Consider the following 11,537-nt stretch of genomic DNA (forward strand, 5'->3'; position numbering starts at 1 on the left):
TGCGAGTATTCTGGGACGCATGGACGACGCACGAGCTGAGCACCCCGCTGACCAGCGCCCCGAGTCGGGCGCCCCGCCGAAAAATGACGCGAGCCCGGACGGCGGATCCGCCGCGGAGCCCGGGCCCGCCGCCGGATCCGGCACCCGGAAGGCCGCGCGGGGCACCGCGAAGAAAGCGGCCGGACACGGCGCCGGGAGCGTCTTCGACCGGCCCGCGCGCGGCCGGCGCGCTCAGCCGGCGCTCAGCCGCGAGCGGATCGTCGAGGGCGTCATCGCGCTGCTCGACCGGGACGGCTCCGGCGCGCTGACCATGCGCAAGGTCGCCGCCGAGCTCGGCGTGCACGCGACCAGCCTGTACTGGTACGTGGAGCGGCGCGAGGACCTGATCGACCTGGCCGTGGACGCGATCCTCGCCGGCGCGGCGGCCGAGCTCCCGGGGCCCGACGTCCCCTGGGACGCCGCGGTCAAGGCGACCGCGCACCGCTTCTACTCAGCGCTGACCGCGCACAGCTGGGCGGCGCAGTTCGCCGGCTCGCGGCCCCTCGTCGGCCCCAACGCGGTGGCGCTCTCCCGGCGCATCGTCGAGGCGCTCGCCGAGCGCGGCGGCACCGAGGAAGAGATGGCCGTGGCGATCCGCGCGGTCTCGAACCAGCTCCTCGGCGCGGCAGCGGCCGCCGTCACGATGCAGGCGATGAAGGCCGGCGATGCTGCCGCCCACGACGGCGCCCGGGCGGCCGCCGCCTCCGGCGCCGAGGTCCTCGCGGTCGAGGGCACCTACTTCGACCAGGTCCTCGACCTCATCCTGGCGGGTGTCTCCGCCCGCGGGGCGTGACAAGGGGCCGGCGGCAGCCTCCCTGTTCGGTTCGCGCGCGGGGGCCGTGGAAGAGGCGGCACCCCGCGGCGCGGACGGTTCCCGGTCCCCAGCGGCCGGTTTCCGGTTGCCGCCCCGTCGGCGAATCGGCCTGTCGCCGTGTCGACTTGTCGCGGGATGCCGTGCTGGACCGCCTGCGCGCCGCCTCCGCTTCTTAGGGTTGCGGTATGAGTGAAATCCCTGCACGACTGACCGTGGTCACCCTCGGCGCGCGCGACCTGCCGTCCTTGCGGCGCTTCTACCGGGCCCTGGGCTGGGACGAGGCGCCGGGGAGCAGCGACAAGTGGGCGGGGTTCCCGTTGGGCGGGGTGCTTCTGGCCCTCTACCCAGTGGGTGCGCTCGCGGCGGAGGCTGCGGACGGCGCGGCGCCCCCGGCGGGGTGGTCGGGCACCACCCTCGCCTGCAACGTCGACCGTCCACAGGATGTGGACCGCGCATTCGCCGCCGCCATCAGAGCCGGAGCCCATGCCGTCGCCGAGCCGCGCGACCGGGACTGGGGCGGACGCTCCGGATACATCGCCGACCCGGAAGGCAACCGGTGGGAGATCGCATGGGCACCCGGCGCAGCGTTTGACGACTCGGGCTCGCTGACCGCGTTCGGCGCCTGAACACCTGCTCCGGAAGCGGCGCCGATCGAGACGCACCGGGCCCGGCCCCCCTTCCTCGGGCGCCGGGCCCGGCGCCGGGGCAGCCTAGTGGCTCCGGCGCCGGAGCCGCATTCCGGAGCTGCGCGGCCCGGGTGTCCGGGCCTTTCGTCAGCAGCGCCGTCCGCAGGTCAGCTTCTGCCCTTCGGCAGCACCCAGAGCTCCTGCGGGTGGCTCATCATCCAGCTCGCCACCGGCGTCTCCGAGTCGCCGCCGGGATCCAACGCCAGATCGGGGAAGCGGGTGAACAGGGCCTGCAGCGCGACCTCCAGCTCCAGCCGCGCCAGCGGGGCGCCCAGGCACAGGTGCGCCCCGTGGCCGAAGGCGACGTGGCCGCGGGTGTCGCGCGCGACATCGAACACCTCGGGGTCCTCCCACGCCGCGGCGTCCAGGCCCGCGGGCCCGTAGCCGAGCAGCAGCAGTGAGCCCTCCGGTACGGCGACACCGGCGAGTTCGGTGTCCCGGGCGCTGAAGACGGTCGGCAGGAGGCTGACCGAAGTGTGCCGGCGCAGGACCTCTTCGATTGCGGTGCTCCACGCCACCTCTCCCCCGGTGACCCGGGAGAGCTGGTCCGGATGGTCGAGCAGCGCGCGGACGCCGGTGGTCAGGGTGCCCATCGTGGTCTCGAACCCGGCGACGACGAGTAGGAAGAGGTTGGCGACGAGTTGTGCGTCGCCGAGGCGGTCCTCCGGCGCCGCCGCATCGTCCCCCGCGACGAGCGCGCCGACCAGGTCGTCGGACGGGTCGTCCCTGCGCCGCTGCACCAGTGCGCCGAGGAAGGCGGGGGCGTCGCTGAACACGGCGGGGTCGGTCAGTTCGAAGAGCCGCCGCGCGATGTCGCCGAGGACAGGCGCCTCCTCCGCGGAGAGCCCCATCAGCTCCACCAGCACGCCGACCGTCAGCGGCCAGGCGAACCGGGCCTTGATGTCGGCCGGGCCCGAGTCCGGCACGCGGTCGAGCAGCTCCGCGGCCATCTCCTCCACCCGCGGCCGCAGCCCCTCCACCCGGCGCCGGGTGAAGTGCGTCTGCATGGGTTTGCGCAGGCGCGCGTGGTCCGCTCCGTGCGCGGTCAGCAGGCTGCCGATCCCGCCGCCGACCAGCCGCGCCAGCGGGCTGGACGGTTCGACCTCGCCCTCGCGCAGCGCCCGCCAGTTCTGCTGCGCGTTGCCGCGCACGAAGGTGTCGGTGCGGTCGGTGAGCACGGTGCGCAGCGTTTCGTGGTGGGTGACCGCGAACGCCCCTATCCCGGCCAGATCCACTTCAGCCACCGGCCCCGCGGCGTGGAGCGCGCGGGTGAGCGCTGCCCGGTCGGCTTCTCGGGGGTCGATGGCGATGCGCTGAGTTCCCACGGGGCTCCTTCGTGGCGGCGGTCGGTAGGGCTGAAGGCAACGCGCAGCGATTCCACGCCGCTGAGGAGCGCCGAGGCGCCCGTCGGCCGGGTCTCGTCGGCGAGCACCATGTCCGGCATGCGCAGGTCGATCCGCTGCACTGCGGTCTCGGCGATGGTCAGGGCGAGGTCGCGGCCGGAGGTCGGGCAGCCGTGCGGCCCGAGGCCGAAGACGAGGTAGGAGCGGTTGCTGTCGGTGTCCAGCTGCGGGTTGCGCCGCAGCTCCTGCTGCGCCGGCCCGAACCCCTGCACCAGGCAGTCGCCGGCGGCGATGGCGAATCCGCCGACCTCGGTGTCGTGGACCGCGAAGCGGCCGATGAGCGTGTTGATCGGCGGCGAGTGCCAGAGGCTCGTGTTGACCGCCTCGCCGACCGTGCGCCCGGAGTGCAGCTGGACGAGCCGGCTCTTGCGGTCCAGCAGCAGCCGCAGGGCGTGGGCGACGGTGTGCGCCGCGGGTTCGTGCGCCGCAGCCGTGATGAAGGTGAGGTGGTCGCGCACCTCCTCGTCGTCCAGCCCTTCGGCGATGAGCGCGGACGCGAGGTCGGGGCCCGGCTCCGCCCTGCGGCGGGTGATGAGGTCGGTCATCCGGCGCTGGAGCTGCGCGTGCGCGTGCAGCGCGTCCCCGGCCCCGTCCCACACCCGCCGCTGGTAGGCGCAGACGGCGACGCCTTCCTGCGCGTCCATGCCGTACAGGCGGCAGAGCACCAGCAGCGGGACGATCCCGCTGTAGCGCGTCACCAGGTCGGCCCGGCCCTCGGTGCAGAACGTGTCGATGACGCGGTCCACGACCTCTTCGACGTGGCCCAGGACCCGCTCCTGCGAGATGCCGGCCAGCGCCCGCACGACGATGTCGCGGTAGTGGCGGTGCTCGGCGCCGTCGCGGTTCCACAGGTTGCGGCGCCGCGTGTAGATGGCGCGCACCGGCGAAGCGGCGGGGATGGTGCCGTTGTTGAAGTCGCGCCAGTGCACGACGTCGCGGGCGAACGTGTCCGGCGACTGCAGAACCTGCTGGTGGACCTCCACCGTGAGCATCAGCCAGGCCGGTACCCCCTCGGAGAGGTAGACGGGGGCGAGTCCCTCGGGATAGCGCTCAAGGAGGTCGTCCCAGAGCGCCGGCGGGTCAGCCAGTACCGCTGGGTCATCCAGGCGGACGGCATCGGGCGGGTGGGGGGATATGGGGGGCATACGTGTGCTCCGGTTGCGCCGTGCGGGCCAGTGGGGGGTGGGGCCCGCATTCCACGCCGCCGGGGATTTTGGCGAATTCGCGACCCCTGGCGCAACCCCTGTGCCAGAGAAAATCACTGTCTTCGGTGGATTGCGTATCGGATTGACTGCGTAGTTCGATTTTTCTCTGCAGGTCGCCGCGGGGATGAATGTATCCAGGGTGATTCGTCCGGTCCGGATTGTATAGGGAATTCAATCGGGGGCTGCGGTGATGATTTGAGATTTTTCGGCGATTGCTCATGTACGTCTGAGTGTTCGTGCAGCCCGGGGTGGGCAGTGCAGTGTTCGCAGTGGGCCCAGGCGTGCGTTCAGCGTACGGGGCGATCGTGCGGGCGGTTCAGGGAAAAATAAGGGTGCGCAGCGGCGGCGGGTATTGTGCGTTCGGTTCGGTGGGAGGAATGCCGAAATGCGCCCCCAAAGGGGCTGCGTGTTCGTAGCGGCCGCGGAAAAGGATTGGATGATAATCGTCACCGATCGCTGCGTTGACCTCGAAAAATTCACTGGAAGACTGCGATCGAGGGGGCGCTGAATGGTGTTCCCCTCTTCCCGGTTCGCCTTTTTGGTGGACTGGTAATCCGCAATCAAAGGGGATTGACTGTGAGCATCTCGAAGAAGGCCGCCTGGGCTCTGACCGTTGGTGTCGCCGCACCCGCGCTGGCCTTCAGCCTGTCCGGTACCGCGATGGCCGACTCGTTCTCGACGGGCGGCACGATGGCCGGTCCGGACGGCGCGGGCGTGCACGGGGTCTACACCGGTGTGACGGAGAACGGCGACGTGTACTACGTCGAGGGCCACCGCATGGCCGGTCCGGACGGTGTCGCGTCCGAGTGGACCGTCAGCGAGTCCGGCAACTGGAGCCACGGCGGCAAGTAGCCCGTCCGCGGGGTCCGCTCCGGCCAGCCGCGAATGCGGAGGACACGGCCGGGGCGGGCCCCCAGCTCTTCCCGGCGCTTCCATCGGCCTCCCCTCGTTGTGCGCCGTTGAACGTCCTCCGCTGATTCCGCGGGATCAGCGCGCGCGGACCGGCCCGAATCGATAGGAAGGCCGAAGGGTGCCGTCCGGGCTCCCGGAACGGGGGGTTGGATGGCTGAGCGACATCGCGCCGTAGTCCTGTTCACCAGGGACCTGCGCGTCCACGACCATCCGGCGCTGGCTGCGGCGCTCGACGGCGCGGACGAGGTGGTTCCGCTCTTCGTGCTGGATCCGCGGATCCTCCGGAGCAGCGCGCGCAACCGCAACCGCCATCTCGGCGAGGCCCTTTCCGCGCTCCGCGCAGAGCTGCGGGAGCGCGGCGGCGACCTGGCGGTCCGCCGCGGCGACACCGTCGCCGAGGTGCTCAGTGCCGCCCGCGAGTCCGGTGCGCAGACCGTCTTCCTCTCGGACGACGTGAGCCGGCTGGCCCGCTCGCGGCGGGAGCACCTCGAGCGCGGCGCCGCAGCCGCCGGCCTGCGCGTGCGCGGGCTGCCCGGCGTCACGGTGGTGCCGCCCGGCGCGGTAGCCCCCTCCGGCGGGACCCACTACCGGGTGTTCACGCCCTACTGGCATGCGTGGGAGAAGCACGCCTGGCGCCGCGTACTCCCGGCCCCCGAGGCCGTCCCGGTTCCGCGCGGACTGCGCTGCGGCCCGCTGCCGGGCCGGCCGGAGCTCGGCACCGGGACCGGCATCCTCTCCCCCGCCGTGCCCGAAGGAGGGGAGCCCGCGGCGCGGCGGCGGATGGCCGCGTGGCTCGACGGAGGCCTGGCCCGCTACGACGCAGCGCGCGACCTGCTCGCGGCGGACGCGACCTCGCGGCTCAGCGCCGACCTCCGGTTCGGCTGCCTCTCCCCGCTCGAACTCGCCGCTGCCGCCCGGCAGCGGGAGGGCGGTGCGCCGTATGTCCGCCAACTCGCCTGGCGCGACTTCCACCACCAGGTCACAGCCGCCGTCCGGTCGATCGCCGACGACGACTACCGGCCCCGCGGCCAGACGTGGCGGGACGACCCCGAGGCGTTCGCCGCGTGGTGCGAAGGGCGCACCGGCGTCCCCATCGTCGACGCGGGCATGCGCCAGCTCCGGCACGAGGGGTTCATGCACAACCGCGCCCGGATGATCGCCGCCTGGTACCTGACGCGGCGGCTCGGCATCGACTGGCGCCGCGGCGGCCGCCACTTCGGCACCCTCCTGCTCGACGGGGACGTGGCCGACGAGTACGGCAACTGGCAGTGGGTGGCGGGGACCGGGAACGATACGCGGCCGAACCGGCGGGCGAACCTGATCCGGCAGGCCCACCGCTTCGACCCGGACGGCGCCTACGTGCGGCGCTACGTCCCCGAGCTCGGCGGTATCGCCGGCCGTGCCGTGCACACCCCGTGGACGCTCGACCCGCCGCCGGCGGGCTATCCCGCGCCGCTCGAACCGCCCGGCGAACCGGGTTAGCGCGCGGCGGCGCCGGCCCCGGCCGGGAGCGGAGATCCGCGCCAGCGCGCCTCCCTATACCAACCGGTATACTCGGGCGCGATGGAAGGAGGCCGGTCCCCATGGACGACGTTGCAGTGGACCTGCCGCCGACACTCACTCCGGCGGCGCGCAAGGTGCTGGCGGCAGCATCGCGGCTCTTCTACGCGGAGGGCATCAACGCGGTGGGAATGGACCGGGTGGCCGAGGAAGCGGCGGTCACCAAGAAGACGATCTACGACCGGTTCGGTTCCAAGGACCGCCTCGTCGCCGCGTACCTGGCGGCGCGGGACCGGCGCTGGCGCGGCACACTGGCGGAGCGATTGGAGGGGTGCACCTCTCCAGCGGAGCGGGTCGGCACCGCCTTCGACACGCTCGGCGGGTGGCTCGGCGACGAGGCCCGGCGCGGCTGCGCCATGGTCAACGCTGGCGTGGAGCTGACCGACCCCGCCCACCCCGGGCTGGACGTCGTGCGGGCACAGAAGGAGTGGACGCGGTCCCTGTTCCGCGGGTGCGCCGCGGAAGCGGGCCTGCCTCGCCCCGGCGCGGCCGGCGACCTCCTCTTCATCCTCTTCGAGGGCGCCACAGTTGCGGTGGCCAGCGCCGGCGTACCGCACGCCACCGATACGGCCAAGGCGGCCGCGCTGCAGCTCTTCGCCGAGTAGCAGCCGCCGCCCGCACGGGAATGCGCCTGCAGCCGCCGAATCGCCCTACCCGCATATCCCCGTGTCGACATGGGGATGAGGGCACCCGGTCAACAGCGCGACGGGGGCGCCGCAGCGGTCGCGGCGCCCCCGTCGGGATCAGCGGAGTGATCAGAGGCTGCCGCTCTCCTTGAGGGCGGCGGCGACGCGGACCACGCGCTGGGCCTGGATCTGGGCGGCCGTGCGGGTGGTGTCGTCCACCGGGTTGCTGCCCTGGCCGTCGACGTGCGAGGTGCCGTAGGGGTTGCCGTCGGCGAACTTCGACGCGTCGGTGTAGCCGGGCGGCACGATGATGCCGCCGAAGTGGTAGAAGCTGTTCGACAGCGCGAGCAGCGTCGACTCCTGGCCCCCGTGCAGGGTGGAGGAGGACGTGAAGCCGCTGTAGACCTTGTCGGCCAGCAGGCCCTGCGCCCACTGCGGGCCGAGCGTGTCGATGAACTGCTTCAGCTGCGCGGCGATGTTGCCGTACCGCGTCGGCGAGCCGAACACGACCGCGTCCGCCCACACGATGTCGTCGGGAGCGGCCTCGGCGACGTCCGCCGTCGCCTCGATGTTGGCCGCCCACGCCGGGTTGCTCTGGATCGCCGCTTCCGGCGCGAGCTCTGCGGCCTTGCGCAGGCGGACCTCGGCGCCCTCCTTCTCCGCGACCTCCGCGATCTCCTTCGCGATCGCCGAGATGGTGCCGGTGGACGAGTAGTAGATGACGCTCAGCTTCACGCTCATGGCGGTTGACCCCCAAGTGTCTTGCCGGAGTATTGCTTCCTGGAAAGATATCCCATCGCGGATTATTCCAGCACGCCGGGGCCGCAGTCCACGGTGAGCTTCGGCATACCAAAATCGGTTTCCCGGAGCGGACCGGTACCCTTTCGGCCGTGACCGCACTGTTGCGCAGAGAGGGCAGGGCGCGCCCGGTATGGGTGCTCGCCCTGGCCGTCGTGCTTGCGCTGCACTGCGTCTGCATCGTCTGCCTGGCCGCCGCGGCCTCCGCGGCGGAGCAGTCCGCCGCGAGTGCGGCACCGGTCACCGCGGCGGCCGCGGCAGAGGCGCCCGCCGCCCCGCCGAGCCCCGAGGGAACCGCCGGCGGCGATGCGCCGCTTGCGACCGGGGCCGCGCACGACTGCGACGCCGCGCTCCTCATGGCCGCCGTCCTCAGCCATCCCGGCTCCGACAGCGGCGCCACGCCCGGGCTCGACCGCTCCGCCGGCACCGCCCTGGCACTGATGTTCCTCTTCGCCGCCGGCCTGGCCGTCGCGCTGTGGGCCCCGCCACCGCCGTTCCGGGTCGCGGGGACCCGTGTGTCCGCGCCCACCTGGCGGCCCGCCGGAGTCCGCCTGCTCACCTCGCTGTGCATCCTGCGGATCTAGAGCGCCGGAACGGAACCCGAAACCCCCCTTCCTTCCGACACGCTCGACACGGACACCGGTGAGAACATGACCAGAAACCTCAGCATCACCCTCGGACTCCTACTCGTACTGGCCCTCGGGTTCGGCGTCTTCTCGATCGTCCGCTCCGCGACCGGCGGCGGCGAGGGCGAGCAGCAGCGCGTCTCCCAGGAGCTGCTCGTCTCCGAAGACAGCCACTACCTGGAGCGCAACGAGGACGCCGCGGTCACCGTGGTCGAATACCTCGACTTCGAGTGCCCCGCCTGCGGCGCGCAGTACCCCGTGATGGAGGAGATGCGGGACACCTACGGCGACCAGATCAACTTCGTCGTCCGCTACTTCCCGCTCGACGGGCACGTCAACGCCCGCACCACTGCGGCCGCCGCCGAGGCAGCCGCCCGCCAGGACTCCTTCGAGGAGATGTACGCCAAGCTCTTCGAGACCCAGCAGGAGTGGTCCGGCGCTTCCGAGCCCACCCCGGACGTCTTCGTCGGCTACGCCGAGGAGCTCGGCCTCGACGTGGAGCAGTTCACCGAGGACATGGAGTCCGAAGAGGTCCAGCAGCGGGTGCAGGCCGACATGGACGACGGCATGCAGGCCGGCGTCCAGGGCACCCCGAGCATCTACGTCAACGGGCTGCCGACCTCGTCGCAGCCCACGGCGAAGCAGCTCGGCGACCTGATCGAGAAGGAGATGGACCAGTGACCGCCGCCGCGGGCGGACACGCGGCGGACCAGGGCGGGGACGGGGAAGCAGCACCGACGCCGATCATCGGCCGGGCGCTCCCCTGGATCCTGCTCATCGGCGGTGCGCTCGGCACGCTCGCGGCGCTCGCGCTGGCCGTGGAGAAGGTCAACAGCCTGCGGGACAGCGCGTACGTGCCCACGTGCAGCATCAACCCGGTGATCAGCTGCGGGACGGTGATGGACACGCCGACGGCGGAGGTCTTCGGCTTCCCCAACCCGCTGCTGGGGATCGGCGCCTTCGCGGTCGTGGCCGCGATCGGTGCGGCGATGCTCGCGGGAGCGGCGTTCCAGCGGTGGTTCTGGATGGGGCTGCAGGCCGGCACCGTCTTCGGTGTCGTCTTCGTGCACTACCTGATCTTCCAGAGCCTCTACTCCATCAGCGCCCTCTGCCCCTACTGCATGGTGGTCTGGACGGTGATGCTGCCGATCTTCACCTACGTGACGCTCGACAACATCCGCACCGGACGGCTCCCCCTCCCCGCGGCGCTGCGCCGTCCGGCGGGGGTGCTGGTCCGCAACCACACCGTGGTGCTGACCGTCTGGTACGTCCTCATCATCGCCGCCATCGGACAGGCGTTCTGGACCTACTGGAGCACCCTGATCTGATCAGGGCCGCTCCGCGCGCGTCCGGAGCAGCATCAGAGAGAGACGGCCTCCGCCCGCAGGGCGGAGGCCGTCGCGCGTCGGCCGGGGGCGTGGGTGGTGGATGGCGTTCGCAGCGAGCGGTGCCTGAGGTGCACCCGTCGCGCAGCCCGCGAGCGAGGAAGCCAGGGCGGCTTTCCCCGGGGAGAGCGGCGAGGGGTGTGCCAGGGCGACGCGCAGCGGGACAGGTGTTCGCCGAACACGCCCTAGCGGCCGCCGCCGTCATCGAGCGCGCCCTCCAACACGGCCGCCCGCACGGCGCGCGCGGCGCGCCCGCCCCAGCGCGAGCGCGGGCCCCCGAACGGATCGGGGGCCGAGCGCGCATCGGTGTCCGGGCAGGCGACGCAGACGGCGTCGGAAGCGGTCCCCGTACAGGCGAACCCCGCCTCCATCAGCGCCTGCACCTTCGCCTCCGTCACCGTCGCCACGAGGTTCACCAGGGCGGAGTCGGTGAGCGGCACGGGCACCGCAACGATCGTGTTGACGGTCCCCGGTGCCGGACCGGACAAGGGATAGGCGAGCCGCGCCTCGTCCAGCTCCTCGTCGTCGGCGGCCCAGGTGGGGCGCCCCACGCCGGCGGTCGCCAGCGCCTCCACCCCGCCGTCGCCGGAGAGGCGGGCCCGCGTGACGTCGGCGGCGGTCATCAGCCCCACCCCCGCGCCGCGGGCGCGCGCACCGCGCGCGAGGGAGGCGAGGTGGGTTGCCGGATCGGTGCGCCGGTAGTCCCCGTCCACCTGTGCATTGACCACGAAGGAGCGGGTGCCCAGGCCGCCGCCGAGAACACCGGACGACAGCATCCGCCAGGTCCCGCGCGGCGTCCACACCAGCGCGGGCAGGTCGCGCCCGTCCTCCCGGCGCCAGTGGACGCGCGGGCGCAGCAGTACACCGCCGGGGATCTCGCCCCGGCTGCTCGTGAAGCCCCAGATACGCACGCGCCGACTCTACTGCGGGGCTCCGCTGCCGCAGAGGGCCCGGACCGCCCGCCATCGCCGCACGTCAGCGCCTGGTGATCGACTTGTGATCCGCGCAACCGCGCGAACCGTACTCCGCACCCGAACCAGGGGGCTATAGTCGTTCGAGTCGCCACAAGCGGCCGGCCCTTGAGGCCGGGACCGCGCGGCGGCGTCCTTCACTTCCAGCCGGACCGAACACACCGTGCTCTGCGCGGGTGGGCGGGGCTGGGTTCTGGAGCATGACTTCCTGATCTTGTTCGCGGCACTGTCTTTCGCGTGGCATACTCCGGTGTGCACTTTCGTGCGGACAGCAATTCGCGGACACCGGTTCGGGGAATTGCTTGATCCGGTGGGGGTTGCGGAAAAAGCGCCGATTTGGCGCCGCAGCGGAGCCCCTGCTAATGTGGAGACACAACAGCGGAACAAAACGCCGTCCCGGCGGAAGAGCTTCGGAAGATTGTTTTTCGGTGGCTTGTATGCGGTGAGCGGTTGTTTCTTGAGAACTCAACAGCGCGTGTTCAATACTTTATGATGCCATGTTTGTTTTGGCC

Annotated in this window: 12 protein-coding genes; 8 read left to right on the forward strand and 4 right to left on the reverse strand. The window is 72.0% G+C overall.

The annotated features are described in order from the left end of the window. Positions 1-19: 19 nt before the first annotated feature. Together ACYVGT_RS21295 and ACYVGT_RS21300 are read left to right on the forward strand one after the other, a co-directional pair. Entirely contained in the window at positions 20-832 is an 813-nt protein-coding gene (locus ACYVGT_RS21295; RefSeq protein ID WP_460861261.1) for a TetR/AcrR family transcriptional regulator C-terminal domain-containing protein, read from the forward strand. A gap of 206 nt (positions 833-1,038) precedes the next feature. Continuing rightward, positions 1,039-1,479 carry a VOC family protein gene (locus ACYVGT_RS21300; protein ID WP_460861264.1) on the forward strand — a complete coding sequence of 147 codons (441 nt, stop codon included), beginning with the start codon at positions 1,039-1,041 and terminating at the stop codon, positions 1,477-1,479. A 167-nt stretch (positions 1,480-1,646) separates the two neighbouring features. Here ACYVGT_RS21300 and ACYVGT_RS21305 read toward each other — a convergent pair whose 3' ends face one another. Together ACYVGT_RS21305 and ACYVGT_RS21310 are read right to left on the reverse strand one after the other, a co-directional pair. Continuing rightward, complete coding sequence (locus ACYVGT_RS21305) at positions 1,647-2,864, reverse strand: cytochrome P450 (protein WP_460861268.1); 1,218 nt, start codon at positions 2,862-2,864, stop codon at positions 1,647-1,649. After that, entirely contained in the window at positions 2,756-4,087 is a 1,332-nt protein-coding gene (locus ACYVGT_RS21310) for a cytochrome P450 family protein (RefSeq protein WP_460861271.1), read from the reverse strand. The genes ACYVGT_RS21305 and ACYVGT_RS21310 overlap by 109 nt, the downstream gene beginning before the upstream one ends. Positions 4,088-4,723: 636 nt before the next feature. Between ACYVGT_RS21310 and ACYVGT_RS21315 the strand changes: the two genes are divergently transcribed. The 3 genes from ACYVGT_RS21315 (at position 4,724) to ACYVGT_RS21325 (ending at position 7,224) form a co-directional block, all read left to right on the forward strand. Then, on the forward strand, positions 4,724-4,999 hold the full coding sequence (locus tag ACYVGT_RS21315; RefSeq protein ID WP_460861273.1) for a hypothetical protein: 276 nt from the start codon (positions 4,724-4,726) through the stop codon (positions 4,997-4,999). 210 nt (positions 5,000-5,209) lie between these two features. Further along, positions 5,210-6,541 carry a cryptochrome/photolyase family protein gene (locus ACYVGT_RS21320; RefSeq protein ID WP_460861276.1) on the forward strand — a complete coding sequence of 444 codons (1,332 nt, stop codon included), beginning with the start codon at positions 5,210-5,212 and terminating at the stop codon, positions 6,539-6,541. Positions 6,542-6,642: 101 nt separating this feature from the next. Beyond that, positions 6,643-7,224 (forward strand): TetR/AcrR family transcriptional regulator, encoded by a 582-nt coding sequence (locus ACYVGT_RS21325; protein ID WP_460861278.1) that lies wholly within the window; start codon positions 6,643-6,645, stop codon positions 7,222-7,224. A 150-nt stretch (positions 7,225-7,374) separates the two neighbouring features. Here ACYVGT_RS21325 and wrbA read toward each other — a convergent pair whose 3' ends face one another. After that, positions 7,375-7,986, reverse strand: a complete 612-nt coding sequence (gene wrbA, locus ACYVGT_RS21330) for an NAD(P)H:quinone oxidoreductase (protein WP_460861281.1) — start codon at positions 7,984-7,986, stop codon at positions 7,375-7,377. 149 nt (positions 7,987-8,135) lie between these two features. Between wrbA and ACYVGT_RS21335 the strand changes: the two genes are divergently transcribed. The 3 genes from ACYVGT_RS21335 (at position 8,136) to ACYVGT_RS21345 (ending at position 9,997) form a co-directional block, all read left to right on the forward strand. Next, positions 8,136-8,627 (forward strand): hypothetical protein, encoded by a 492-nt coding sequence (locus ACYVGT_RS21335; protein WP_460861283.1) that lies wholly within the window; start codon positions 8,136-8,138, stop codon positions 8,625-8,627. Between the two features lie 66 nt (positions 8,628-8,693). Further along, positions 8,694-9,350: a DsbA family protein gene (locus tag ACYVGT_RS21340; protein WP_460861285.1), complete on the forward strand. Its 657-nt coding sequence runs from the start codon at positions 8,694-8,696 to the stop codon at positions 9,348-9,350. Then, positions 9,347-9,997 carry a vitamin K epoxide reductase family protein gene (locus ACYVGT_RS21345; protein ID WP_460861287.1) on the forward strand — a complete coding sequence of 217 codons (651 nt, stop codon included), beginning with the start codon at positions 9,347-9,349 and terminating at the stop codon, positions 9,995-9,997. Before ACYVGT_RS21340 ends, ACYVGT_RS21345 begins: the two co-directional genes overlap by 4 nt. Before the next feature lie 242 nt (positions 9,998-10,239). On the opposite strand, the gene ACYVGT_RS21350 is transcribed toward ACYVGT_RS21345, so the two are convergent. Beyond that, positions 10,240-10,965, reverse strand: coding sequence for an adenosylcobinamide amidohydrolase (locus ACYVGT_RS21350; RefSeq protein ID WP_460861288.1), 726 nt, complete (start codon positions 10,963-10,965; stop codon positions 10,240-10,242). Positions 10,966-11,537: the final 572 nt, after the last annotated feature.

Source organism: Nocardiopsis coralliicola (assembly GCF_054779695.1).